This window comes from Ruegeria sp. L12, from assembly GCF_056531745.1.
The window spans coordinates 103,560-126,758 of record NZ_JBQFMH010000010.1; the positions used below are offsets into that span (position 1 = coordinate 103,560).

Consider the following 23,199-nt stretch of genomic DNA (forward strand, 5'->3'; position numbering starts at 1 on the left):
AAGGGGCGCTGCCCCCGCCGCGGCGAGCCGCGACTCCCCCGGAATATTTGGGGCCAGATGGAGTTAGGATCCCCTGCTTCATCTGGCTAAAAATATCCCGGAGCGCGAGGCAGAGCCTCGCAACCAACATATCGGCCCCATGGGCGCCGGAGAATTCGCCGATTCATCAGCAATCGTGATGGCTGATCCAACAGAATTGGTGGTTTTCTGAGGCACCGCCTTGCCCTAGACAAAGGCGTTGGCTTTCGGAGATCAGAATGACTGCCCGCGACACGACTGACCAAAATACGGACACATCCAAGGGCCTGGTCCTTGCGGTGACGGCGTATGTTTTGTGGGGGTTCCTTCCGCTGTACATGAAGGCCATGGCGCATGTCGGGCCGGTGGAAATCGTGGCGCATCGGGTCATCTGGTCGGTGCCCGTTGCAGGGTTGTTGCTGATTGCTTTGGGGCGCACGGCTGATTTGAAATCCGCGCTGCGCAATCCGAGGATGCTGGGGATGGCGGCGCTGACGGCGGCGCTGATCTCGGTGAACTGGGCGATATATGTCTGGGCGATTGCCAGCGGCCATGCGTTGGATGCCGCTTTGGGATATTACATCAATCCGCTGTTCAGTATCGCTTTGGGTGCGGTGCTGTTGCGCGAGCCGTTGAGCCGGATGCAGATGCTGGCCGTTGGTTTGGCGGCGTTGGGTGTGCTTGTGCTGGTGGTGCAGGCCGGGAGCCTGCCTTGGGCGGCCCTTGGACTTATGGTGACCTGGGGGTTTTATGCCTTTTTCAAGCGCTCGCTTCCAATCGGGCCCAATCAGGGATTTTTGCTTGAGGTTCTGATCCTGCTTATCCCGGCTCTGGCCTATGTGACATGGCTGGGGGCAACGGGCGAAGGGTATTTCGGTGCGACAGTATCTGACACGCTGATGCTCGCGGGTGCGGGTATCGTGACCGCTGTGCCATTGCTGGTTTATGCCAACGGGGCGAAGCTGGTACGCCTGTCAACCATGGGCATCCTGCAATACATCGCGCCCACGATGATCTTCATCACCGCCATCACTCTGTTTGGTGAGCAGATCGACAGCGGCCGCATGATTGCCTTTCCCCTGATCTGGGCTGGGTTGGTTGTGTATTCGATACCGATGATCCGGCAGATCAGATCTCAGGCCTGAGTGATCAGCCGCGCGGCCTCTTCGGCCCAAATGGAATAGGCCCTGGGGCTGGGGTGGTACCCGTCAGAGGCCGCCAGTGCAGGGTCGTCCGGCAGGTTCAGCGTCAGATGCCGGGCCTGCGGAAAACAGGATGCAACCTTCTGTAATCCATGGTCCAGACGTTTGGCCTGTTGCCCCAAAACCCAGGCCAGAGGCTGGGGCAGGGCGGGGAAACGGTGCATTTGGGGCACTGCAGTCAGGATCACTTTGCGCGCGCCCAGCTTTTTCGTGACAAGGGTCAACAGCTCGGTCTGATGTGTCTCGAATTGACGGCGGGTGACTGCCCGGGTGACATCGTTCACGCCAAGGGCTGTGATGACCACATCAAATTGCTGGCCAAGTTTTCCGAGCCGATTGATGGTGTCTTGAGTGGTGTGGCCGGTGGTGGCCTCCAGCCGCCATTCGACGGCGTTCTGCTTGCCCAATCGGCGGACCAACTGACCCGCAAGCGCCTGCTGCTGCGTACCTGCGCCCACGCCAGCGGCCGAGCTGTCTCCGGCAATGAGAAGACGCAGGCGGGGGCCGCGCCCTTCGCGCCCTTCGCGGGGGCCGGTGGGTTCGGGCAGCATTTGTGCATTGCGCCGAACCGAAAGGCCCTGCAATGCCAGAATCGGCAACAGGGGCACGCGCGCGATCTGATCTGCGGCCAGCGGCATGATCAGCTCAGCGCAGTTTTGAATTCCAGAAACCGGGCGTCCTGCATGACGCGTGCCATCATCGCCTCACGCAGGGCGCCGATGGTTTTGTAGGGACGCATGACGACCTCGAATTCCTGAATTTGGCCATCATCGTTCAGAGTGATCAGATCGACCCCAACAGCGTCCAGCTCACCGACCTTGCACTGGAATTCAAGCGCCCAGTCATGGCCCGCCCCCATGATCCGGCGATACCGAAAATCCGAAAATACCTGCCCCACATGTCCCAACACCGCCGCAACCGGTGCGCGCCCTGTCCAGGTGCTGTAATAGGTCGGCGGTGAAAACCGCACGTCCTCGGCCAGCAAGTCGTGGATCAGGCTTTCATCGCCTTTGGCGACAACCTCTTGCATGCGTTCGATTGTGGGGTGCATGGAGTCTCCTTCCGGTTGCTGTCAGAGTGGCTGAACCGGACTGCCCCACGCAAGGACGACGTTGCGGGAGGTCGCGGGCTGGGATAGGCAGGCGCGCATGAGCGAGACCTATGATCCCCCGCAGACACCTTTGGACGTGCTGCATGAAGATGCGCAGCTGATCGTGGTGAACAAGCCCTCGGGCCTGTTGTCGGTGCCGGGCCGTGGTGAGCATCTGGCCGATTGTCTTCTGTCGCGCGTGCAGGCGGCGTTTCCGCAGGCCTTGCTGGTCCATCGGTTGGACCGGGATACATCGGGCGTGATGGTCTTTGCCCAGACGCCGCACGCGCAGCGGCATCTGGGATTGCAGTTCGAGAACCGCCAGACCCGCAAGACCTATGTCGCGCGGGTCTGGGGACGGGTTGAGCCAAAGGCGGGGACTGTAGACCTGCCACTGATCGTCGACTGGCCCAATCGCCCGCGTCAGATGGTGTGTCACGAGACTGGAAAACCCGCGGTCACCGACTGGCGCGTGGTCAAACATGAGGGCGAAACATCACGGTTGCGCCTTTTCCCAAAGACGGGCCGGTCGCACCAGTTGCGTGTGCACATGCTGGCGCTGGGCCACCCGATTCTGGGTGACCCGTTCTATGCTGAAGGCGCGGCGCGGGACTTCCCCCGTCTGATGCTGCATTCCGAGGAATTGCGATTGAAGAACCCCGAAGGCGGCGTCTCGATGAAATTCCGCGCCAAGGCGGATTTCTAGGCGGTACGGGTCCAGAACACCTTCAGATTGCCCAGGGAAAACCGCCGTGCACGCCGCGCAGGGGCGCAGGGCTGGCGGGCGGCCATGATCTCGCGCTCGATCTCGAAGGCGCGCAGGGTGTGGTCTTGCGCCCAGCGGTCCAATTTCAGGGTCATCAGGACGTGGTTGTCTCGGCTTGGCATGATGGGTCTCCTTATTCCTGTTTGACCCAAACTGGCGCAGCTCTCCTGACACCACCTTGTCAGGGAGGTGTGCTAGGGTGTCAGCAGAGTGCAAGGAGACTCAGATGCGCCGTTCGACCCGTTTGTTCGAAATCATCCAGATATTGCGCGCGGCCCAGGCGCCGGTGACGGCGGATGCGCTGGCAGAAAAGCTCGAAGTGTCAGTACGCACGGTCTATCGCGATATCGCCGCCTTGCAGGCGCAGCGCACGCCGATTGAAGGGGAGGCGGGTGTCGGATATCTGATGCGGCGGGGATATGACCTGCCGCCGCTGAACTTTGACGCAGAAGAGGTTGAGGCGCTGTGGGTCGGTCTCTCGATGCTGGCGCGCACCGGTGACAGCACGCTGCAACAGGCCGCCGACCGGGTTTGTCGCAAGATCGAAGCCCTGCGCGCGCCTGCCGACTGGTTGCAGGTCGCGCCTTGGGGCGCGCCTGCGGATGATCCTGAAAAAGGCTGCGTTCCGGTCGTGAATTACCGCGAGGCGATCCGGGCAGAGCGCAAGATTCGCATCACTTATGAGGATTCTGACGGTGAAAAGACCGAGCGTACGGTGCGGCCCGTCGCGCTGATCTACCACATCGAATGCACTATGCTGGCCGCATGGTGCGAATTGCGCAATGGTTTCCGCCATTTTCGCACCGATCGCATCTGGGCTTGTGAGCTGACCGAAGAACATTTCTGTGGCCAGGGCGAGCCCCTGCGCGCGATATGGCAGGAACAAAACCGCTGGGACGGACCCGCGCCGACGCATTGAACGGCACGTTACTGCCAATTCACCCGATTGTTGCTTGAGCCGGGCTGCATACGGCGCAATATAATGGGCCAAAGAACGGTGTCCGGCCAAAACGGGTGCCAGAGCAGAAGGTTGAATCCATGACGATTTCCAAGTTTTTTGTTGCAGCCGGGCTCAGCTCGGTTTTGGTTTTGGGGGCCTGTACGGATCCGGGCACGCTGAACCTGCCCTCTGATCCCAACCAGAACGCCAAGCAAGGCGCGCTTATCGGCGGGCTGATCGGGGCCGGTGTTGGCGCGATAGCAAATGATTCCGACCCGTTGCTGGGGGCGCTGGCCGGGGGTGCCATCGGGGCTGCCGGGGGCGGAGTGATCGGCAATCAACTGGACCGGCAGGCGGCAGAACTGCGCCAGCAACTGGCCAATGATGGCATCACCATCACCAATGCCGGGGATCGTCTAATCGTTACCGTGCCCAATGACATCACCTTTGCCACCGACAGTTCGACTGTGAACCCCGCGCTGCGGGCCGATCTGGTTCGTGTGGGGCAGAACCTCGTGCGCTATCCCAACTCGAGCGTACAGGTTATCGGCCATACCGACAGCGATGGCGAGGCATCATATAATCAGGGCCTGTCCGAACGGCGTGCCCGTTCGGTTGCGGATATCCTGCAGGCCAATGGCGTAAACGGCGCACGCATCACAACGATTGGTCTGGGCGAAAGCCGGCCCGCCGCCTCGAACCTGACGCCGGAAGGCAAGGCCCGGAACCGCAGGGTGGATATCGAGATCATCCCCAGTGGAAACGCCTGACATTCAGGGGCACCTGCGGGTGCCCCATTTCCCGCACAGTGACTGCGCGTCACCGGGGCTTTGGTCCGGTGCGATCTCGGGCTAACAATTGGGGACACACCTTAACGGAGGTTCCCAATGTCCGATCCGATCCTTCTTGGCCTGTCTGGTTCACTGCGGCGGGGCGCGACCAATCGCAAGCTGCTGCGTGAGGCAGCGCGCCTGTTCGAGCCCGGAACGTTTATCGAGGCGGACCTGAGCCTGCCTCTTTATGATGGGGATGCAGAGACCCAACAGGGTATTCCCGAAGCGGTGCAGGTCTTGGCGGATCAGATTGCGCAGGCGCATGCGGTGATCATCTCGACCCCGGAATACAACAAAGGGCCGTCGGGCGTGTTGAAGAATGCGCTGGATTGGGTCAGTCGGACCAGCGGCAAGCCATGGATGGACAAGCCCGTGGCCGTGATGTCCGCCGCAGCAGGTCGCGCCGGAGGCGAGCGCGCGCAGATGATCCTGCGGTCCTTCATGGTGCCGTTTCAGCCTCGGATTCTTCAGGGTCCCGAAATTCATCTGGCTGACAGCTCCAACGAATTCGACACCGAAGGGCGTTTGATCAGTGACCGATATGAGCACTCACTTCAGACGCTGATGAACAAGCTGCGGGCCGAGGCCGGGCTCTGATCCGCGAGGGTGTGATGGACGCAGAGATCGTCGCAGACCTGATCGACCCGGCGCGGGCCAACGCGTTGCAGGTGGCGCTGGGACAGCAGCCGCCGATCGACGCCGGATCGCCCCTGCCGCCGTTTTTCCACCAGCTCTATTTCTGGTCGCCGTTGCCGCCCGCTGATCTGGGGCAGGATGGGCACCCGAAAGTGGGCCTTGGCCTGATCCCGGATATGGGGTTTCCCCGGCGGATGTGGGCCGGTGGTCGGTTGGAGTTTAATACGCCCTTGATCGCAGGCACTCGGGCCGAACGCAGGACTGTTCGGGAGAGTGCGGTGCAGAAGACCGGGCGCAGCGGTCCGCTGGCGTTTGTCACCCTACGCCATGAGGTCTGGCAGCAGGACACGCATTGTCTGACCGAGTGGCAGGATCTTGTCTATCGCGAGGACCCATCGCCTGACGCAGCGGCTCCTCGGCGCCCCGAGGCCCGAAGGGATGAGACCGACCTGCGCGAGGTCCGGTTCGATACAACTCTGCTGTTTCGCTATTCGGCGCTGACCTTCAACGGGCACCGTATCCACTATGATCTGGATTATGCACGCGACGTCGAAGGCTATGGCGGGCTGGTCGTGCATGGGCCTTTGCTGGCACAGCTTCTGATGCTGTATGCGACCGAATTGATCGGTCCGCTGGCCCGGTTTTCGTTTCGCGCCACGGCCCCGCTGATGCACTTTGAGACTGCGAGTTTGTGCCGGAATGATCAGGCGCTCTGGGTGCGTGGCCCCGACGGGCGGGAATGCATGCGGGCTGAGGCCTCAGCCTAGGTTCTTTTGCATGATGATCGAGGTGGTGCGGTCATAGCCCGGATGGGCCACCTCTGCGGTTTTCTCAAGACCCATGCGGGCAAAGGCGGCGTGGTTCTCGGCAAGCTCGATTCGTGTGCGAAGTTCCAGCACCGGCAGCCCCAGCGCTTTTGCGCGTATCTCGGCCAGCACCATCAACCGGCGCGCAAGGCCGCGCCCGCGTTGATCCTGGGCGACGGCAAGCTTGCTCAGATACAATCGCCCCGGCTTTGGCGTCAGAAAAATCACCGCATCCGGACGATCGCCGATGATCCAGATCTCACCGTCTCGCATCTGATCCCGCAGCGCGTCCAGCGACAGGCGATGCATTGATGAGGGTGGATCGATGCGCCCCTCCATATAGGCAAAGCTTTCGCGGATAAGGGTCAGAATAGCGGGCAGTCTTGGATCGGCTTGGGTCAGGCGCTCAGGTGTGTCGCCAAGGTCGCTCATAAGGAAGCCTCGGGCCGGAAATCTTCGGGGATTTGGTCTTTCCCGTCCAACATCAGGTCAGTCATGACCTCGGCCACTTTCGGAGCCATGCCGAAACCGATTTTGAAGCCTCCGTTCGCGATGAACTGTTCGTGGTGCAATGGATGCGCGCCCAGCATCGGGGCGCGGCTTTTGCTGCGCGGGCGCACACCGGCCCAACGCTCGATCACCTCGGCGCCGTGCAGCAAGGGCAGGGCGCGCGAGGCGCGGTCCAGAACGTCGTCCAGCGCCGCATCGGTGCTGTTGGGGTCATCGTACTCCCGCTCTGACGTCGAGCCGATGGCCAGTGTGCCATCCGCGTGCGGCACGATATGGATGGCATCCGCAAACAGCTGCGGCACCGATCCCGCGTCAAAGCGCAGCAAAGCGGCCTGTCCTTTGACGCCGTTGCCAACCGTCTTGCCAAAGGCGCGGCTGAGCTCTTCCAAACCGGCCAGGCCCGTGGCGTGGACGACCTGACCCTTGTCGGGCGCCTCTGCCACCACCTCGACCCCCATTACACCCAAGGCGGCAACCAGCGCGGCGCAGGCGCGTCTGGGATGCATGCGGGCGCTGAGCGTGTCACGGATGACAAAACCGGTGGGGCTGGGCGGGCACCAGGCACCGACCTCTGCGACCGGCAGCACTGTCCAACAGGCGCGCCCTTGCCAGAGCGTCTGAGCCGTTGTTGCCCGCGCATGGGCAAGATCCAGACTGCGCTGGTCCGCGATGGGCTGCAACCGGCCAAGGCGTCCATACCCGGAGGAGACGCCCCCCGTTGCCTCAACCTGCTGCCAGAAGGGTTCGGCCATGATCAGGCTGTCGAATTGAAAAGCCTTTTTGGCGTTCCAGTTTTCGGGCACATGCGGGGCAAGCGCGCCGACCAGACCACCGCTTGATCCCGCACCGGGGCCGAAAGGATCAACCACCTGCACTCTGGCGCCGCGCCGGGCGCAGGCCCAGGCGATGGACAGGCCGAATATCCCTGCGCCGCGCACCGTCACATCGACCATTGCCAATCCCCTTTTCCTTGTTCAGTGTCGCGCAGCCTAGCTACAGGATAACCCGATGGCAGACCAGCGTGCCGAATTGACATGGACCGAGGATCAGATCCCGGTTTCGGACCGTTTCGACGATCCCTATTACTCGTTGCAAAATGGGCTGGAAGAGACGCGCCACGTGTTCCTGGCAGGCAATGATCTGCCCGCGCGGTTTGCACCCGGGTTTCACATTGCCGAACTGGGGTTCGGCACCGGCCTGAACATGTTGACGGTCTGGTCTGCGTGGGAAGACGCGGGCCAGACGACTCCGCTGCGTTTCACCAGCTTCGAGGCGTTTCCGATGTCTCCCGACGAAATGGCGCGGGCGCTGGCCGCGTTTCCCGAACTTTCGCCCCGAGTCGAGCGATTTCTGGGTGTCTGGACGGGTCGGACCTGCAGGCTGGATACGTTGCATCTTGAGGTCATCCACGGCGATGCTCGCCAGACTGTGCCGCAGTGGAACGGCGTTGCGGATGCATGGTTTCTGGACGGGTTCTCGCCCGCGAAGAACCCCGAGCTGTGGGGCGCGGACCTGATGCAGCAGGTGGCGGATCACACGGCCCATGGCGGCACTGCGGCGACCTATACAGCCGCCGGTTTCGTGCGCCGGGGGTTGTCCGATGCGGGGTTCGACGTGACACGGACCCCCGGCTTTGGACGCAAGCGACATATGACCCGGGCGGCGAAGTCATGAGCCAGAAGAACAACGTCAATGCGGGCATTGCGCTGATGATCGGTGCAACGATTGTGTTCGCGTTGCAGGACGGCATCTCGCGCCATCTGGCAGGCACCTACAACACCTACATGGTGGTGATGATCCGATATTGGTTCTTTGCCTCCTTTGTGATCGCGGTGGCCGCAAGATCGCCCGGAGGTCTGCGGGCAGCGGCACAAACCAGTCAGCTTGGCTTGCAGATCTTTCGGGGCCTGTTGCTGGCCGGCGAGGTTTGCGTGGCCGTTTTCAGCTTTACCATCCTCGGGTTGATCGAAAGTCAGGCGGTGTTCATCTGCTATCCGCTGCTGATCGCCGCACTCAGCGGGCCGGTTCTGGGCGAGAAGGTTGGCTGGCGTCGCTGGGCCGCCATCGGGGTTGGTTGCATCGGCGTGCTGATCATCCTTCAGCCCGGCGCGGGCGTGTTCAACCCCTGGGCCGTGATCCCGCTGATTTCGGCGCTGATGTTCGCGGTCTACGGGCTTCTGACCCGATACGCCGCGCGGCGCGACAGCACCGCAACCAGCTTTTTCTGGACCGGCGTGGCCGGTGCGGTCGCAATGACCAGCGTCGGAATATGGTTCTGGGAACCCATGGCCAGCAGCGACTGGCTGTGGATGGGGTTGCTGTGCATCACCGGCGTGCTGGGGCACTGGCTGCTGATCAAATGCTATGAAATGGCCGAAGCCAGCGCCGTGCAGCCTTTTGCCTATTTCCACCTGATGTGGAGCGCCATTCTGGGCATCACCATCTTCAATGAGGCGCTGCGCCCCGCGCTGGTTCTGGGTGTCGGTCTGGTCATTGCGGCAGGTCTGTTCACCCTATGGCGCGAACGACGCAAGGGTTGACCCGGCCAGTTCTTGCGAGAATGGCACCGGCAGTGGTGGCTGGCCCAGACGCGCGCGATAGACTGGCAGGCTTTCAGCCACCCGCATGACGTAGTTTCGGGTTTCCTTGAACGGGATGGTCTCGATCCAGTCGATCACGTCTACCTCACCCCGGCGCGGGTCGCCATAACGTTCCATCCACGAATCCGGTCTGCGCGGTCCGGCGTTATATCCAGCGGCCATCATCACCACATTTCCGTTGAAATCCTCAGCGAGGCTGGACAGATAGTTGGCGCCCAGCTTGGCATTGTACTGCCAATCCGAGGTCAGCCGTCCGGTCTGGTGCCCGCTGAGAATGCCCAGATCCTGTGCAACCAGCTTTGCCGTTGCGGGCATCACCTGCATCAGGCCGCGCGCGCCTGCGCCGCTGATCACCACCGGATCGAACTCGCTTTCGCGGCGGGCAATGGCCAGCGTCATCTCTTTCGCCATCGGCAGGCCCATATCGGCCACTGGATGCACGGGATAATAGGCAGCGGGCAGGACGGTGCCTGTGGTCGCTGCGCGTTTTGCTATCATGACGGCCAGATGCGGCTCGTTCAGTTCGATTGCCAGATCACCCAGCTGAGCGGCCTGCGTCTGATCAAGACTTTCCACCAGATGGGTCAGGAAACGTTCGGACAGATTGCCTTCCCCTGCGCGCAACAGCAGCAGCCCGGCTTCAAGCACGCTTGAATCGGCAAACGCGGACTGTTTCCAATGCGGCGCGCGGCGCGGATTGGCCAGCTCGCTGTCGAACGGGCGACCGATCCGCTCGGCTGCCAACAATCCGTAGAACGAGGTCTGATAGTCCGCCCCCGCCGAATAAGCCTCATACGCTTTGTCGGCATCGCCCAATGCAGCGTAGGCACGGCCCAGCCAGTAGCCGCCGCGCCCTTTCGAAATCGGCGATCGCACCGCCCCCGAAAAGTTCTGGAAATGGCGCACGGCCGTGGCCGGATCGTTCAGCTTGCGCAGGGCAAGGAACCCGGCCAGCCACTCAAGATCGGCATAGGCATAGCCCATATCCGGTGTCATGTGGTGATTGGCGGCAATGGCATAGGCACGCTCGGCGCTGCCCGTACGCATTTCAAGCCGCGCCAGCCTGCGCCGTCCTTCGGCCCATTTGTCGGGTTCACCCAGTGCGTCCGGTCCGGTCGAACGTGCCAGCATCAGATCGATGGCGCTGTCATCCAATTCCTTCCGGTCGCGCCAGACGAAACGGTCAAAGGCCAGGCCCGGCGCATCGGCCAAGGAACTCGGGACCGCAGCAACCTTGCCATCCACACCATTCTGGCGTTTCTGCAAGGCAATCCGCGCCTCAGCCAGCTTGCGCTGATCCGCACTGACCAAAGGCAACATTTGCCCGGCGCTAACCAGTTGCCCGTCCCACAGCATTCGATCCAGACGCGCGCCGTGATGGGGTTTCAGCAACGCGCTGAAATTCTCCAGATAGGTCTTCTGCAGACCGGCCCCCATCGGCATCGTCCGCCATGCGGTCACGACATCAGCTTCGGCCTCGCCATGACGCCCCTTGCTCATCAGGGCGACAGCATAGTTCAGCGCCCCTTCGGCAGTTTGCGGCGGCATTCCGTCATAGAATTTCAGCACCCGATCCGCGTCTGTATTGGTGAACGACGGTTCGCTCTTGCGCCGCAGCCAGGCCAGTCCCGGCCAATCGGGGCGCCGCTCAAGAAACACCAGCACATCGCCCGAGCTGCCGAATCCTTCGCGCAGCCAATGCCAGACGATGATGTCCCGTGACACTGATCCCCGCTGGCCGGACACACGCAACGCCGCGTTCCAGTCTCCCTTACGCATCTCGTAAAGGCCCGCGCGCAGGTCGCCCACGGCCTCGGCCCGCGCCTGCCCCAAAGATCCCAGAATCACCGCCACCAAAAGCGCCAGAACGCGTGTCATGCCTTGCATTTCCCAACCAACCAAGGATAGAGCCATTCAGGATAAACCTTGCGCCGCCGGGATCAACTCACATCGTGATGATTGTGACCGCGTCAGGCGCAAAAATTGCTAACTGCACCTTAAGGAGCGTGTCATGTTCAAAGGCTCGATGCCAGCCCTCGTCACCCCGTTTTCAAACGGCGCGTTGGACCTGGATACGCTCAAACGCTTGGTGGAGTGGCAGATAAAGGAAGGTTCGACCGGGCTGGTTCCGGTGGGCACGACCGGCGAAAGCCCGACGCTCAGCCATGAAGAGCATGAAACGGTTGTGGCAGAGGTTGTCAAAGCCGCAGCAGGCCGCGTTCCTGTTATTGCAGGTGCCGGTTCGAACAACACGGTCGAGGCCATTCGTTTCGTCCAGTTCGCCAAGAACGCCGGTGCCGATGCTGCGCTGGTTGTGACGCCCTATTACAACAAGCCGACGCAAAAAGGCCTGCTCGCGCATTTCCGCGCGCTGCACGACTGCGCCGATATTCCGATCATCATCTACAATATCCCGGGCCGTTCTGTCATCGACATGACTCCCGAGACGATGGGAGAACTGGCCAAACTGCCGCGAATCGTAGGCGTCAAGGACGCAACCGGCGATCTGGCCCGCGTCAGCCAGCAACGCGCGAGCTGCGGACCCGATTTCTGCCAGCTTTCGGGTGAGGACGCCACGGCGCTGGGCTTTAACGCCCATGGCGGCGTCGGATGCATCTCGGTCACGGCAAACGTTGCGCCGAAACTCTGCACCGAATTCCAACAGGCCACTCTGTCGGGCGATTATGCAAAAGCTCTGGAGTATCAGGACCGCCTGATGCCCCTGCACGAAGCGATCTTCATCGAGCCCGGCCTTGTCGGCGCCAAATACGCGCTCAGCAAGCTGGGGCTGTGCAGCACCGAGGTCCGCTCACCCCTGACCGAGCTGGATGACAGCACCAAATCCGCCATCGAAGCGGCGATGGCGCATGCTGGCCTGATCTAGCTTACGTTCGATACAAAAAAGGGCGGCCTCGAACCCCGAGCGCCGCCCTTTTCATTCTGACGGATCCAGACTTCATCTGGCCCAAAAATATCCCAGGGGAGTCGCGGCTTGCCGCGGCGGGGGCAGAGCCCCCTCTACCGTTTCCCGTAATACAACCCGACGACATGTTCGGCCTGCGCGAAGAACAGCCAGCGGGACACTACGACCCCCGCCAGATGAGACAGCACTGCCAGCAGGGCAAAGAGATGCTTGATCACGACGCCCGAGACCGGGATCAGGATCAGCAGCAAAGGCAGTACAAACGCCAGACCAAAGGAAATTGCCCGCAGCTTCTGTGCGTGCTTGCGCCCGACCACGTGGACGAATTCGCGCAGCAGATAGTTGGTTCCTGTGTGCGGCGGCTCGAAGGCGCGCACGCCACCGCGGACACCCAGTCCGGTGGCGGTGCCCAACGTGGTGCCGGATCGCGCGAACGCGCCGTCACCTTTGGCCCAATAGGCAAGCTGCACCGCACCGGCGATGGCAAGCAGCCAGGGGGCCAGCGCTTCGGCTCCGGACAGCAGGGCACCTCCGGCCAGGCTGAAGGACAGGAACATGGCCGGTGTCAGCTCCATGTTCCAGCGCGGGATGGTCTTGAGCTGGGTGTAGATCATCGAAGTGGTGAACACGGTGGCAAGGCTGAGGATCGCGCCGATCCAGCCTAACAAGGTCCAGTGGCTTTGCAGGAAGACTGCGCCAAAGGCGTAAAGCCCCATGACGACAAGGGCGGCGACGGCGCAGACCCCTTCACGGCTGAGCCAGCTGGATTTCCATTGGCTGAAGGCTTTCCAGGCGCGCTCGGGATGACCCAAATGGAAGGTCGAGGCCAACAGGCCACCCACCGCAAGCGCGTAGGCGATGGCGTAGAAAACGAATGCCACAAAGCCGGTCACGGCAGGCTGACCGAGTCCGAGAAAAAACAGCAGGCCAAAACCCAGACCGGACAGGGTGGTGAAGAGGATGACGGAAGGTGCGGGATGCATCAGAGCTTCTCCAACGTCTTGTCGAGCCAACCAAGGAAGCCCTTGGGCTCTTCGGCCACAGGGGCCAGAAGCGGGGCCAGAATGTCGATCTGGTCCTCGACCGTGTCCTTGGGGCGCGGAGGCAGGTATTTGTTGACCGGTTTGGTGCCCATCTCAGGCATCAGATCCATGCCCTCGCGTTCGGCAACCAGTTTGTTGACATCGCTGTCGGGATCACCCAGATCGCCAAAATGCCGCGCGCCTGCGGGGCAGGTGCGCACGCAAGAGGGGATGCGATCCACCTCAGGCAGGTTCTCGTTATAGATACGATCAACGCAGAGCGTGCATTTCTTCATCACACTCTCGGCCATGTCCAGCTCGCGCGCGCCATAAGGGCAGGACCACGCGCACAGGCCGCAACCGATGCAGTCACTTTCATTGACCAGCACGATGCCGTCTTCGACACGCTTGTAGCTGGCACCGGTCGGGCAGACGGTGACGCAGGGCGCATCTTCGCAATGCAGGCAGGATTTGGGGAAGTGAATCAGCTGGGCGTGACCGTCAGCAGGCTGCACCTCGTAAGAATGCACACGGTTCAGGAAGGTGCCCGACGGATTGCCGCCATAGGCATCCTGATCGGATAGTGGCGCGCCGTAGTTTTCGGTGTTCCAACCTTTGCAGGAGATCACGCAGGCATGGCAGCCAACGCAGGTGTCCAGGTCGATGACCAGACCCATTTTGCGCTCGGTGGACGTGGGTAGCTGGGTCATTGCAGCATGCCTCCGCGTGTGTGGTGAGGGCAGGGGCGAGGGGCCAGCCCCTCGCGCTCCCCGGGATATTTTTGGCCAGATGAAGGGCGGATACGCGTCATTTGCCCACCTTCCATGCCAGATCTTTGGGACCGGTGCCGACGGGGGATTTGATCGGATCGAATTCCGGCTGGCTCTGGACGTCGGCGGGGGCGTCGGCCTTTTTGATCTTGACCTTGAGGTCGAACCAGGCGGCCTGGCCTGTCACCGGGTCGGAATTGGCCCATCGCATGCCATCCCCTTTGGCGGGCAGCAATTCGTGGATCAGGTGGTTGAGCAGGAAGCCCTTGGTGGCTTCGGGCGCGTCCTCTTGCAGGGCCCAGGCGCCTTTGCGTTTGCCGATGGCGTTCCAGGTCCAGACGGTATTGTCGTTCAGCGCCGCCATTTCCATCACGGGCACGGTGATTTCTCCGTGCGGAGAGCTGACCTTGGCCCAATCGCCATCCTGCAACCCATGTTCCCGCATCAGCTTTGTGGGCACGTAAAGCGGGTTGCGCCCGTGCAACTGGCGCAGCCAGGCGTTTTGCGTGCCCCAGCTGTGATACATCGCCATCGGGCGCTGGGTCAGAGCGTTGACGGTGAAGCCCTCGTTGCCCTGCTGATCGGTTTCGTACCAGATCGGCAGCGGGTCCATCTTGTCTTTGATGCGCTGGCGCAGATGTTCCGGCGGCTGGCGGTCGCCAAAGCCTTCGGCGGCCAGCTGGAACTTGCGCATCGGCTCGGAATAGAGCTGGAACAGATAGGGTTGCGGGCTGTCATAAAGGCCCATGCCCACGGCCCAGTCCTGATAGGCTGCGTTCCACGGTTTGTAGTAATCCGCGCCTTCGGGGATATGTGCGACATAGAAGCCGCCGTTGTCGATATAGCGGTTCAACTGCTCGGGGTTGACCTCTCCGCGCCCTTCCTTGTCGCCGTCTTCGCCCCGGAAACCGGCCAACGGGCCAATACCCGGTCGGCGTTCGTGGTTGACGATATAATCGGCATAGTCTTTCCACTTGGCGCTGCCGTCTTCGTTGGTGAAGCCCGGCAGGCTCATGCGGTTGGCCAGTTCGATCAGCACCGACTGGAAACCGCGCACATCGCGGTCGGGCTCGACCACCGGCCAGCGGATGGCGTCGGCGGCGGCATCAGCCTCGCAGATCGGGCGGTCGAGCAGAGAGATACAGTCGTGCCGCTCCAGATAGGTGGTGTCGGGCAGAATCAGGTCGGCATAGGCCACCATTTCCGAGGAATAGGCGTCAGAATAGATGATGTTCGGGATGACGTAGTTGCCGTCGTCATCCTTGGCCGTCAACATCTCCATCACGCCCTTGGTGTTCATGGACGAGTTCCACGACATGTTCGCCATGTACATGAACAGCGTGTCGATCTTGTAGGGATCGCCTGCAGCAGCGTTCGAGATCACCATATGCATCAGCCCGTGGGCCGACATCGGGTTTTCCCATGTGAATGCCTTGTCGATGCGAATGGGGCTGCCGTCATCGTCCAGCAACAGATCGTCGGGACCGCGCGGAAAGCCCAGATGCGGCCCGTTCAGCGGGCGGCCCGGACGGCGGTCGCCATGCGGGGTCGGGTGCGCCTCGACCGGTTTGGGATAGGGCGGTTTGAAACGGAAGCCGCCGGGGACCTCGACCGTGCCCAGCAGGATCTGCAGCACGTGCAGGGCGCGGCAGGTCTGGAACCCGTTGGCATGGGCCGAGATGCCGCGCATCGAGTGGAAGCTGACCGGGCGGCCTGTCATTTTCGAATGTGTTTCGCCGCGGAAGTCGGTCCATTCGTGATCCAGCTCGATCGCTTCGTCAAAGGCCACGCGAGCGATTTCGGCAGCAATGGCACGAATGCGTTTGGCGGGGATGCCGCAGCGCTCGGCGACGGCCTCGGGGGCGTGTTCGTCGCTGAGGTATTTCTCGGCCATCAGGTGGAAGACCGGGCGGTGGGTGACGCCGTCCTGTTCATAGGTCGCCGACAGGTCCGGGCGTACGCCGGGTTTGTCAAAGGCGGTCAGTTCGCCGGTCACCCGGTCGATTACCAGCGGTTTGCCGTCTTCATCGCGCAGGAACAGGCCTTTTTCCGGGCCTTCCGCGGCATTCACCAGAACCGGCGCGTTGGTATAGCGGCTGAGATAGTCCAGATCGATCTTGCCCGCTTTCATCAGCACATGGATCAGCGACAGGATGAACAACCCATCGGTGCCCGGCGTGATCCCGACCCAGTCGTCTGCCACAGCGTTATAGCCCGAGCGGATCGGGTTCACCCCGATCACCCGCGCGCCACGCGCCTTGATCTTGCCGATGCCCATCTTGATCGGATTGCTGTCATGATCCTCGGCCACACCGAACAACATGAACAATTTGGTGTGGTCCCAGTCGGGCTGGCCGAATTCCCAGAACGCGCCACCCATCGTGTAGATGCCGCCCGCAGCCATGTTGACCGAGCAGAAGCCGCCATGGGCCGCATAGTTCGGAGTGCCGAAATTCTGTGCCCAGAAGGAGGTGAAGCTCTGGCTTTGGTCACGGCCGGTGAAGAAGGCCAGTTTTTGCGGTGCGGTTTCGTGCAGTTCGTTCAGCCAGCCAACGGCGGTGCTGATCGCTTCGTCCCACTCGATCTCGCGAAATTCGCCCGATCCGCGCGGGCCGACACGGCGCAGCGGTTTGCGCAGGCGCGAGGGGGCGTTGACCTGCATGATCCCGGCGGAACCCTTGGCGCAGAGCACGCCCTTGTTGACCGGATGATCCCGGTTGCCCTCGATATAGGCGACCTTGCCGTCTTTCATGTGGACGTTGATGCCGCAGCGGCAGGCGCACATGTAACAGGTGGTGCGCCGGACCTCGTCCGAGACTTTGGGCGACAGGTCGATCCTGGGCTGTTGCGTCACGTCAATTCTCTCCCTATGGCCGGTTGCCTTGGTACCTGAACGTGCTGGCCATTCTGAGAATTTTGCTGCCGGGCTCAAGCATTTGCGGACGTTTTTCCCAGTGACGTGGGAAAGATGCCCCGGACTGTGGCCGGACCTTGGTGGTCCGGCCACATGTTTGGCTTATTGCGGACGCATGTCGTTGATGTCGATGCCAGCTACTTCGACCGGCTTCTTCATCGCGTCACGGCGGAATGGCTCACCCAGTTCCTGGTTGATCATCGCTTCGATCAGGGTGGTGATACCGTTCTTCTGATCTTTGATCGCCTGATCCAGGGCCGCGGTAAGCTCGTCCTGAGTGCGGGCGACAACGCCTTTTAGACCACAGGCGTTGGCGATACCGGCGTAAGACACCTGCGTGTCCAGCTCGGTGCCGACGAAGTTGTCGTCGAACCACAGGGTCGAGTTACGCTTTTCCGCGCCCCACTGGTAGTTGCGGAAGACAACCTGAGTGACAGCGGGCCATTCTTCGCGACCAATGGCGGTCAGTTCGGTCACGGCGATGCCGAAGGCACCGTCACCCGAGAAACCAACAACCGGAACGTCCGGGCAGCCGATCTTGGCGCCGATCACCGACGGCAGGCCGTAGCCACAGGGGCCGAACAGGCCGGGGGCCAGATACTTGCGGCCTTCCTCGAACGAAGGATAGGCGTTGCCGATGGCGCAGTTGTTGCCGATGTCGGACGAGATGATTGCCTCTTTCGGCAGGGCCTTCTGGATGGCACGCCATGCTTTCCGGGGGCTCAGCCAGTCCGGCTTGGCGGCGCGGGCGCGTTCGTTCCAGGTGGTGCCCGGATCGTCCTGCTCGTGATCCATCGAGGTCAGTTCCTGTGCCCAACGGGATTTGGTTTCGGCGATTTTCGCCTTGCGCTCGTCGCGGCCTTCGTCACCTGCGGTGTCCGACAGCTGCGCCAGGATGTTGGTCGCAACGGTGGCCGCGTCGCCAACTATGCCGACCGAGACCTTCTTGGTCAGGCCGATGCGATCCGGGTTGATGTCGACCTGAATGATCTTCGCATTTGCGGGCCAGTATTCCAGACCGTAGCCCGGCAGGGTCGAGAACGGGTTCAGGCGGGTGCCGAGGCACAGAACCACGTCAGCTTCCTTGATCAGCTCCATACCGGCTTTCGAGCCGTTATAGCCCAGCGGGCCAGCAAACAGCGGGTGCGAGCCGGGGAAGGCGTCGTTGTGCTGGTAGCCAACGCAGACGGGCGCGTCCAGACGCTCGGCCAGGGCTTTCGAGGCTTCGATGCCGCCTTTGGACAGAACCGTACCGGCCCCGTTCAGGATAACGGGGTTTTTGGCGCTCGACAGCAGCGCAGCAGCTTCGGTTACAGCTGCAGCACCACCCTGAGGCAGTTCGAATTCAACAACGGCAGGCAGTTCGATGTCGACGACCTGAGTGAAGAAGTCGCGTGGCACGTTGATCTGCGCTGGTGCGGATGCATGCTTGGCTTTCATGATCACGCGGCTCAGAACCTCGGCCATGCGGCTGGGGTCACGTACTTCTTCCTGATAGCAGACGCAGTCGGCGAACATGCGCATCTGCTCCATCTCCTGGAAACCGCCCTGACCCATGGTCTTGTTGGCGGCCTGCGGGGTGACCAGCAGCAGCGGCGTGTGGTTCCAGTAGGCGGTTTTGACGGCGGTCACAAAATTGGTGATGCCGGGGCCGTTCTGGGCGATCATCATCGACATCTTGCCGGTGGCGCGGGTGTAGCCGTCGGCCATCATGCCGCCGGAGCCTTCATGCGCGCAGTCCCAGAAAGTGATGCCGGCTTTCCCAAAGATGTCAGAGATCGGCATCATGGCCGATCCGATAATACCGAACGCATGCTCGATACCGTGCATTTGCAGAACCTTAACAAAGGCCTCTTCGGTGGTCATTTTCATCTGCGTACTCTCCGATCGTGAATGGCTGTGACGGGGTCTGTCGCCCCGGATTTCTATTCGGTTTTGACCCAAGGGTGTCTGCGGCGTTAGGGCCAGAATAGACGTCGGATTAGGTCCAGTGTCGCCGATCAGGCCTGTCTGATGGCTTCGGCGATTTGTGCGATTCCCGGTCCGATCCGGTCGGATGTGATCGAGGAATACCCGAGCCTGTAGTAGTTCTTTGGCCGGTCCAGGCCGGAAAAGAAGGTCTCGCCGGGTTCGATATGCACGCCTTTGTCCTGCAGCTGCCTCGCAAGCCGGGTCGTATCCACATCCTCGGTGGCCTGCATCCAGATCGATGACCCGCCCAGCATCCCGCGACCCGCGACCGTCAGGCCAGAATGCCGGATTGCATCGTCGATGATTTCGCGCCGAATCTGCAGCGCTTTGGACATCCGCCGAATCTGCGCATCATAGTGCCCAAGAGACAGGAAATAGGCAGCCGTGCGTTGTACATGACCCGGCGGATGCCGCAGGACCAGCGACCGCAATGCACGCGCTTCGCGGATGAAATTTTCGGAACCCACCATGTAACCCAGCCGCAGACCCGGAAACAGTGACTTGGAAAAGCTGCCGACATAGATCACCCGCCCATCCGTATCCAGCGACCGCAAAGCGGGCGAGGGTGCGCCCAGAAAGGACATCTCGAACTCGTAATCATCTTCGACGATCATCGCGTCCAGTTCCCGGGCGCGCTGCAGCAAAGCGTGGCGGCGTGCGATGGGCATCGTGGCGGTGGTGGGGCATTGGTGGCTGGGGGTGGTGAAAATGACATCGGTGTCATCGGGGATCGCCTCGGGCGGCAGGCCATCCCGGTCAACGCGCAAAGGGGCCAGTTTGCATTCGGAGTGGATCAGCAAATCGCGCAGCGCATAATAGCACGGGTCCTCAATGGCCGCTTTGCGATCTCGGTTGAGCAGCACGCGTGAGGCCAGCCACAGCGCGTTCTGGGCCCCCAGCGTTATGAGTATCTCTTCGGGGCGCGCTGCGATCCCGCGCCGGGGTAGGGTGTGGCGGGCGATGAATTCGATCAACAGCGGATCGTCGCGATCCACATAGTCGCCGGTCAGCGTGTCGAAATCCTTGTGCCCCAGGGCCCGTACGGCGCAAAGACGCCAGTTCGCATGATCGAACAGCTTCCGGTCGACCTGACCATAGATGAAAGGATAGCGGTACTCGCGCCAGTTGCTGGGTTTCTGCAGAATGTCTCCGCCCGAGAACCTGCGTGCAAAGGTGCGGTTCCAGTCCACGGTCTCGGTCTCGCGGCGCAGCGGCGTGTAGGTCGGTGGCACCGGCGCATTGTCGGATACATAGTAGCCCGAGCGCCCTTTGGCACTGAGATAATCACTGGCCAGCAATTCCGTATAGGCCAGGGTGACGGTAATCCGGCTGACTCCCAGATGTGCGGCCAGTTTACGGGAAGAGGGCAATTTCTCACCCACATGAAAGCGGCCCGACAGGATGCCTTCGGCAATCATCTGTTGGATCTGCGCCTGCAGGGTGCCCTGTGCGTTGCGTTCCAGAAAGAAGGTATCGACCGAGATGCTCATAGGGTGGTTATAGGTTGGACTTACGGCAAGAGCAATCTGGACTTATCGCTTGAAGGTGATTGACACTGTGCGTCGAAAGAACTAAATAACCAGAAATCTAGTTTAATGGAGATCGAAAATGTGGGAATCAGCCGCTGCCGGGTTTTCGGCCATGGGGTCCGAAGCCCGATTGAAGGTCCTGAAGACGCTGGTGCGGGCCGGGCAGACCGGATTGACGGTCGGTGAGATCCAGAACCGTACTGGCATTGCGCCTTCGACCCTGGCCCATCACCTGCGCTTTCTGGCTGCCGGTGGCGTGGTCGAGCAGGAAAAAATCGGACGCAGCACGATCAACCGGGCGTGTTTCGATGAATTGAGAAACCTTGCGCAGTTCATTCTCAGCGAATGCTGCGCAGACGAAGTGGGAAAGGCCGCGAATGATGGCTGAGTTGACACAAAATCCCAAACCTCTGGCACGCAACGTGATCGATCTGATCAAGACGCCATGGGCCGTGATCATCGCCCTTCTGATTGCTGTCGCCCTGCTTGATCCGGGCAATTGGACCGAGGTTGTGACCTTCGCGGCCAAAGCGTTGGCGCATACCGGGCAATACATCCTGTTCGCGGTGTTGCTGCTGTCCTACCTCAAGGCAACCGGGGCCGAGGTGATGGTGGCCCGTGCCTTTGAGGGGCGCGAGACGCGGATGATCTTTCTGGCCGCGCTGTTCGGGGGGCTGGCGCCCTTCTGTTCCTGCGAAGTGATCCCCTTTATCGCCGGGCTTCTGGCGCTGGGCGCGCCTTTGTCGGCGGTCATGGCGTTCTGGCTCAGCTCGCCGCTGATCGACCCGCCAACCCTGTTGATCACTGCGGGTGCATTGGGCTGGCCCTTTGCCATTGGCAAGGCGGTCGCGGCTGTCGCTCTGGGTCTGTTCGGAGGCTTTGCCATCCGCGCGCTGACACGTGGCGGCGCTTTCGCCCAACCCTTGCGGGAATACAAACCCGCAGGCTGCTGCGGTTGCGGGCCGAAGAAAGACGACAAACCGGTATGGAAATTCTGGCAGGAGCCCGAGCGTCGCGTGCGGTTCCGGTCCGAGTTTGTCCATAACGGCCTGTTCCTGTTGAAATGGCTGGCGCTGGCCTATGTGCTCGAAGCGTTGCTGGTCAGCTATGTCCCGGCGGACCTGATCGCAGGCGTTGTCGGGGGTGAGGGCGTGCTGCCCATCGTCACCGCTGCGCTGGTCGGGATGCCCGCCTATCTGAACTCCTACGTGGCACCGCCGCTGCTGGCGGGGCTGATGGAGCAGGGGATGACGGCAGGCGCTGCCATGGCGTTCATGATTGCAGGGGCCGTCAGTTCGATCCCGGCGATGGCGGCAGTTTGGTCGCTGGTCAAGCCGCGCGTCTTTGCCGCCTATCTGGTGTTGGGGGTCAGCGGAGCCGTGGTTGCTGGCGTCCTGTTTCAGATGATCTGAAGGAAAAACCGCCCGGTGTAACCAACGGGCGGTTTTGCTTACTAGCTTGCCTCGCAATAGCGAGGCAGTTTGAACCGATATCTTGGCTCGCCGCTGTCCACATAAACACGCTTTTCGATACAGGCGCTGGCACCGACGGTTTGCGAGATCGGGGCCTCGGTCGAGGTGATTGAGGTTGCGGAACCATCGGGCAGCCGAACCGACGCGATCACACCGTTCTTCAGATCGCCGTTGATCGGAGTCGCCGACAGGACCGGAACAGTGATGAACGAGTGGTGCTCGTGCTCGCCGCTGTCGTTCAGCAAAAGCAACGCGGCGGCAATCGCGACCACACCGATCCCGCCAGCGATGGCAAGGCCTTTGGTTTTCACGAAGGCATAGATCGAAACAGCGCGGTGCGGGCCGAAAATTGCGGACAGAATGCTCAGCATTTCATTCCCCAAGGAAACAGGCCCCGACCGTCAACGGTCGGGGCCGCATGCGCATCAGGGGCGCAGATCGTCCTCATCTTCATCGCTGCCACCTTTGGGCAGGTTGAAGAAGCTGTCGGCGTCGACGATAACGTCATCGTCTTCCTTCTCTTCAGAATCATCCGACAACGAGAAGGTCTCCAGACCCTCAATCGCGGTCGGGATTTTCGGAGCCGAATCCATTTCAAGCGATTGTTCGGTCGACACCAGCTTGCGACGCTCATCATCGCTCATGACACCACCTTCGGCGGCTTTCTTGGCAGCGGCCTTCTGCACAATGGCATCCAGTTCGGACTGCTTGCACAGACCCAGCGCAACCGGATCGATGGGTTGCATGTTGGCGATGTTCCAGTGGGTGCGCTCGCGGATCGACTGGATGGTCGGCTTGGTGGTGCCCACCAGCTTGGCGATCTGGCCGTCGCTGAGTTCGGGGTGGAACTTGACCAGCCACAGGATCGAGTTCGGACGGTCCTGGCGCTTGGACAGCGGCGTATAGCGCGGGCCACGGCGCTTTTCCTCGCCCGACGCGGCCGGGTTGAACTTGAGCTTCAGCTTGTGCAGCGGATTGTTCTGCGCCGTGTCGATCTCTTCCTGAGTCAGCTGGTTGTTGGCGATCGGGTCGAACCCTTTGACGCCAGCGGCCACATCGCCATCGGCGATGCCCTGCACTTCCAGCTCGTGCATGCCTACGAAATCCGCGATCTGCTTGAAGCTGATCGTGGTGTTGTCCACCAGCCATACGGCTGTTGCCTTGGCCATAAGCGGTTTTGCCATCAGCCCGTCTCCT

24 protein-coding genes are annotated in these 23,199 nt (G+C 61.6%); 11 read left to right on the plus strand and 13 right to left on the minus strand.

What is annotated here, in order from left to right:
- The first annotated feature begins 257 nt into the window (after positions 1 to 257).
- Positions 258 to 1,163 carry an EamA family transporter RarD gene (gene rarD / locus ACR0K9_RS16165; RefSeq protein WP_480824710.1) on the plus strand — a complete coding sequence of 302 codons (906 nt, stop codon included), beginning with the start codon at positions 258 to 260 and terminating at the stop codon, positions 1,161 to 1,163.
- Here the strand turns inward: rarD and ACR0K9_RS16170 are convergent.
- Positions 1,154 to 1,858, minus strand: coding sequence for an SGNH/GDSL hydrolase family protein (locus ACR0K9_RS16170; protein WP_480824712.1), 705 nt, complete (start codon positions 1,856 to 1,858; stop codon positions 1,154 to 1,156). The two genes, rarD and ACR0K9_RS16170, sit on opposite strands and share 10 nt — an antisense overlap.
- Positions 1,859 to 1,860: 2 nt before the next feature.
- Complete coding sequence (locus ACR0K9_RS16175) at positions 1,861 to 2,271, minus strand: nuclear transport factor 2 family protein (protein WP_480824714.1); 411 nt, start codon at positions 2,269 to 2,271, stop codon at positions 1,861 to 1,863.
- 97 nt (positions 2,272 to 2,368) lie between these two features.
- Between ACR0K9_RS16175 and ACR0K9_RS16180 the strand changes: the two genes are divergently transcribed.
- The gene (locus tag ACR0K9_RS16180; RefSeq protein WP_480824716.1) at positions 2,369 to 3,016 is read left to right on the plus strand and encodes an RluA family pseudouridine synthase; all 648 of its coding nucleotides are present in this window, start codon (positions 2,369 to 2,371) and stop codon (positions 3,014 to 3,016) included.
- Here ACR0K9_RS16180 and ACR0K9_RS16185 read toward each other — a convergent pair.
- Positions 3,013 to 3,198: a hypothetical protein gene (locus tag ACR0K9_RS16185; protein ID WP_480824718.1), complete on the minus strand. Its 186-nt coding sequence runs from the start codon at positions 3,196 to 3,198 to the stop codon at positions 3,013 to 3,015. The genes ACR0K9_RS16180 and ACR0K9_RS16185 overlap by 4 nt on opposite strands.
- Positions 3,199 to 3,302: 104 nt before the next feature.
- Here ACR0K9_RS16185 and ACR0K9_RS16190 point away from each other — a divergent pair, with 104 nt between their 5' ends.
- From ACR0K9_RS16190 to ACR0K9_RS16205, 4 genes are all read left to right on the plus strand, one after another.
- A complete protein-coding gene (locus ACR0K9_RS16190; RefSeq protein WP_480824720.1) occupies positions 3,303 to 3,995 on the plus strand; it encodes a helix-turn-helix transcriptional regulator in 693 nt (230 codons plus the stop codon).
- Positions 3,996 to 4,114: 119 nt separating this feature from the next.
- Positions 4,115 to 4,786, plus strand: coding sequence for a YiaD family glycine zipper/OmpA-like lipoprotein (locus ACR0K9_RS16195; protein ID WP_480824722.1), 672 nt, complete (start codon positions 4,115 to 4,117; stop codon positions 4,784 to 4,786).
- 117 nt (positions 4,787 to 4,903) lie between these two features.
- Positions 4,904 to 5,446, plus strand: a complete 543-nt coding sequence (locus tag ACR0K9_RS16200; protein ID WP_480824724.1) for an NADPH-dependent FMN reductase — start codon at positions 4,904 to 4,906, stop codon at positions 5,444 to 5,446.
- 14 nt (positions 5,447 to 5,460) lie between these two features.
- Positions 5,461 to 6,252, plus strand: a complete 792-nt coding sequence (locus ACR0K9_RS16205; RefSeq protein WP_480824726.1) for an HTD2 family dehydratase — start codon at positions 5,461 to 5,463, stop codon at positions 6,250 to 6,252.
- On the opposite strand, the gene ACR0K9_RS16210 is transcribed toward ACR0K9_RS16205, so the two are convergent.
- Together ACR0K9_RS16210 and ACR0K9_RS16215 are read right to left on the minus strand one after the other, a co-directional pair.
- Positions 6,244 to 6,723, minus strand: a complete 480-nt coding sequence (locus ACR0K9_RS16210; RefSeq protein WP_480824728.1) for a GNAT family N-acetyltransferase — start codon at positions 6,721 to 6,723, stop codon at positions 6,244 to 6,246. The genes ACR0K9_RS16205 and ACR0K9_RS16210 overlap by 9 nt on opposite strands.
- Positions 6,720 to 7,754 carry an NAD(P)/FAD-dependent oxidoreductase gene (locus ACR0K9_RS16215; protein WP_480824730.1) on the minus strand — a complete coding sequence of 345 codons (1,035 nt, stop codon included), beginning with the start codon at positions 7,752 to 7,754 and terminating at the stop codon, positions 6,720 to 6,722. The genes ACR0K9_RS16210 and ACR0K9_RS16215 overlap by 4 nt, the downstream gene beginning before the upstream one ends.
- A 55-nt stretch (positions 7,755 to 7,809) precedes the next feature.
- Here ACR0K9_RS16215 and mnmC2 point away from each other — a divergent pair, with 55 nt between their 5' ends.
- Positions 7,810 to 8,475 (plus strand): tRNA (5-methylaminomethyl-2-thiouridine)(34)-methyltransferase MnmC2, encoded by a 666-nt coding sequence (gene mnmC2, locus ACR0K9_RS16220; protein ID WP_480534266.1) that lies wholly within the window; start codon positions 7,810 to 7,812, stop codon positions 8,473 to 8,475.
- Entirely contained in the window at positions 8,472 to 9,341 is an 870-nt protein-coding gene (locus ACR0K9_RS16225; protein ID WP_480824732.1) for a DMT family transporter, read from the plus strand. Before mnmC2 ends, ACR0K9_RS16225 begins: the two co-directional genes overlap by 4 nt.
- Here ACR0K9_RS16225 and ACR0K9_RS16230 read toward each other — a convergent pair.
- Positions 9,315 to 11,279: a lytic transglycosylase domain-containing protein gene (locus tag ACR0K9_RS16230; protein WP_480824734.1), complete on the minus strand. Its 1,965-nt coding sequence runs from the start codon at positions 11,277 to 11,279 to the stop codon at positions 9,315 to 9,317. The two genes, ACR0K9_RS16225 and ACR0K9_RS16230, sit on opposite strands and share 27 nt — an antisense overlap.
- Positions 11,280 to 11,412: 133 nt before the next feature.
- On the opposite strand from ACR0K9_RS16230, the gene dapA reads away from it, so the two are divergent.
- The gene (gene dapA / locus ACR0K9_RS16235) at positions 11,413 to 12,285 is read left to right on the plus strand and encodes a 4-hydroxy-tetrahydrodipicolinate synthase (protein ID WP_480824736.1); all 873 of its coding nucleotides are present in this window, start codon (positions 11,413 to 11,415) and stop codon (positions 12,283 to 12,285) included.
- Positions 12,286 to 12,419: 134 nt separating this feature from the next.
- Here dapA and ACR0K9_RS16240 read toward each other — a convergent pair whose 3' ends face one another.
- The 5 genes from ACR0K9_RS16240 to pdxR form a co-directional block, all read right to left on the minus strand.
- Positions 12,420 to 13,307: a dimethyl sulfoxide reductase anchor subunit family protein gene (locus ACR0K9_RS16240; protein WP_480824738.1), complete on the minus strand. Its 888-nt coding sequence runs from the start codon at positions 13,305 to 13,307 to the stop codon at positions 12,420 to 12,422.
- Positions 13,307 to 14,056 (minus strand): 4Fe-4S dicluster domain-containing protein, encoded by a 750-nt coding sequence (locus tag ACR0K9_RS16245; RefSeq protein WP_480824740.1) that lies wholly within the window; start codon positions 14,054 to 14,056, stop codon positions 13,307 to 13,309. Before ACR0K9_RS16245 ends, ACR0K9_RS16240 begins: the two co-directional genes overlap by 1 nt.
- Positions 14,057 to 14,153: 97 nt before the next feature.
- Entirely contained in the window at positions 14,154 to 16,970 is a 2,817-nt protein-coding gene (locus tag ACR0K9_RS16250; RefSeq protein WP_480824742.1) for a molybdopterin oxidoreductase family protein, read from the minus strand.
- A gap of 162 nt (positions 16,971 to 17,132) precedes the next feature.
- Entirely contained in the window at positions 17,133 to 18,902 is a 1,770-nt protein-coding gene (xsc, locus tag ACR0K9_RS16255; protein ID WP_480534252.1) for a sulfoacetaldehyde acetyltransferase, read from the minus strand.
- 128 nt (positions 18,903 to 19,030) lie between these two features.
- On the minus strand, positions 19,031 to 20,491 hold the full coding sequence (gene pdxR, locus ACR0K9_RS16260; RefSeq protein ID WP_480824744.1) for a MocR-like pyridoxine biosynthesis transcription factor PdxR: 1,461 nt from the start codon (positions 20,489 to 20,491) through the stop codon (positions 19,031 to 19,033).
- 118 nt (positions 20,492 to 20,609) lie between these two features.
- Here pdxR and ACR0K9_RS16265 point away from each other — a divergent pair, with 118 nt between their 5' ends.
- Positions 20,610 to 20,918, plus strand: coding sequence for an ArsR/SmtB family transcription factor (locus ACR0K9_RS16265; RefSeq protein ID WP_480471948.1), 309 nt, complete (start codon positions 20,610 to 20,612; stop codon positions 20,916 to 20,918).
- Complete coding sequence (locus ACR0K9_RS16270; protein ID WP_480824746.1) at positions 20,911 to 21,942, plus strand: permease; 1,032 nt, start codon at positions 20,911 to 20,913, stop codon at positions 21,940 to 21,942. Before ACR0K9_RS16265 ends, ACR0K9_RS16270 begins: the two co-directional genes overlap by 8 nt.
- Positions 21,943 to 21,983: 41 nt before the next feature.
- Here ACR0K9_RS16270 and ACR0K9_RS16275 read toward each other — a convergent pair whose 3' ends face one another.
- Positions 21,984 to 22,373, minus strand: a complete 390-nt coding sequence (locus ACR0K9_RS16275; RefSeq protein WP_480824748.1) for a hypothetical protein — start codon at positions 22,371 to 22,373, stop codon at positions 21,984 to 21,986.
- A gap of 54 nt (positions 22,374 to 22,427) precedes the next feature.
- The gene (locus tag ACR0K9_RS16280) at positions 22,428 to 23,186 is read right to left on the minus strand and encodes a DUF1013 domain-containing protein (protein ID WP_480534244.1); all 759 of its coding nucleotides are present in this window, start codon (positions 23,184 to 23,186) and stop codon (positions 22,428 to 22,430) included.
- Between the last annotated feature and the right edge of the window lie 13 nt (positions 23,187 to 23,199).

Coding starts and splice junctions, on each gene's coding strand:
- rarD (WP_480824710.1), top strand. CDS start 258: ATGACTGCCCGCGACACGACTGACCAAAATACGGACACATCCAAGGGC.
- ACR0K9_RS16170 (WP_480824712.1), bottom strand. CDS start 1,858: ATGCCGCTGGCCGCAGATCAGATCGCGCGCGTGCCCCTGTTGCCGATT.
- ACR0K9_RS16175 (WP_480824714.1), bottom strand. CDS start 2,271: ATGCACCCCACAATCGAACGCATGCAAGAGGTTGTCGCCAAAGGCGAT.
- ACR0K9_RS16180 (WP_480824716.1), top strand. CDS start 2,369: ATGAGCGAGACCTATGATCCCCCGCAGACACCTTTGGACGTGCTGCAT.
- ACR0K9_RS16185 (WP_480824718.1), bottom strand. CDS start 3,198: ATGCCAAGCCGAGACAACCACGTCCTGATGACCCTGAAATTGGACCGC.
- ACR0K9_RS16190 (WP_480824720.1), top strand. CDS start 3,303: ATGCGCCGTTCGACCCGTTTGTTCGAAATCATCCAGATATTGCGCGCG.
- ACR0K9_RS16195 (WP_480824722.1), top strand. CDS start 4,115: ATGACGATTTCCAAGTTTTTTGTTGCAGCCGGGCTCAGCTCGGTTTTG.
- ACR0K9_RS16200 (WP_480824724.1), top strand. CDS start 4,904: ATGTCCGATCCGATCCTTCTTGGCCTGTCTGGTTCACTGCGGCGGGGC.
- ACR0K9_RS16205 (WP_480824726.1), top strand. CDS start 5,461: ATGGACGCAGAGATCGTCGCAGACCTGATCGACCCGGCGCGGGCCAAC.
- ACR0K9_RS16210 (WP_480824728.1), bottom strand. CDS start 6,723: ATGAGCGACCTTGGCGACACACCTGAGCGCCTGACCCAAGCCGATCCA.
- ACR0K9_RS16215 (WP_480824730.1), bottom strand. CDS start 7,754: ATGGTCGATGTGACGGTGCGCGGCGCAGGGATATTCGGCCTGTCCATC.
- mnmC2 (WP_480534266.1), top strand. CDS start 7,810: ATGGCAGACCAGCGTGCCGAATTGACATGGACCGAGGATCAGATCCCG.
- ACR0K9_RS16225 (WP_480824732.1), top strand. CDS start 8,472: ATGAGCCAGAAGAACAACGTCAATGCGGGCATTGCGCTGATGATCGGT.
- ACR0K9_RS16230 (WP_480824734.1), bottom strand. CDS start 11,279: ATGACACGCGTTCTGGCGCTTTTGGTGGCGGTGATTCTGGGATCTTTG.
- dapA (WP_480824736.1), top strand. CDS start 11,413: ATGTTCAAAGGCTCGATGCCAGCCCTCGTCACCCCGTTTTCAAACGGC.
- ACR0K9_RS16240 (WP_480824738.1), bottom strand. CDS start 13,307: ATGCATCCCGCACCTTCCGTCATCCTCTTCACCACCCTGTCCGGTCTG.
- ACR0K9_RS16245 (WP_480824740.1), bottom strand. CDS start 14,056: ATGACCCAGCTACCCACGTCCACCGAGCGCAAAATGGGTCTGGTCATC.
- xsc (WP_480534252.1), bottom strand. CDS start 18,902: ATGAAAATGACCACCGAAGAGGCCTTTGTTAAGGTTCTGCAAATGCAC.
- pdxR (WP_480824744.1), bottom strand. CDS start 20,491: ATGAGCATCTCGGTCGATACCTTCTTTCTGGAACGCAACGCACAGGGC.
- ACR0K9_RS16265 (WP_480471948.1), top strand. CDS start 20,610: ATGTGGGAATCAGCCGCTGCCGGGTTTTCGGCCATGGGGTCCGAAGCC.
- ACR0K9_RS16270 (WP_480824746.1), top strand. CDS start 20,911: ATGGCTGAGTTGACACAAAATCCCAAACCTCTGGCACGCAACGTGATC.
- ACR0K9_RS16275 (WP_480824748.1), bottom strand. CDS start 22,373: ATGCTGAGCATTCTGTCCGCAATTTTCGGCCCGCACCGCGCTGTTTCG.
- ACR0K9_RS16280 (WP_480534244.1), bottom strand. CDS start 23,186: ATGGCAAAACCGCTTATGGCCAAGGCAACAGCCGTATGGCTGGTGGAC.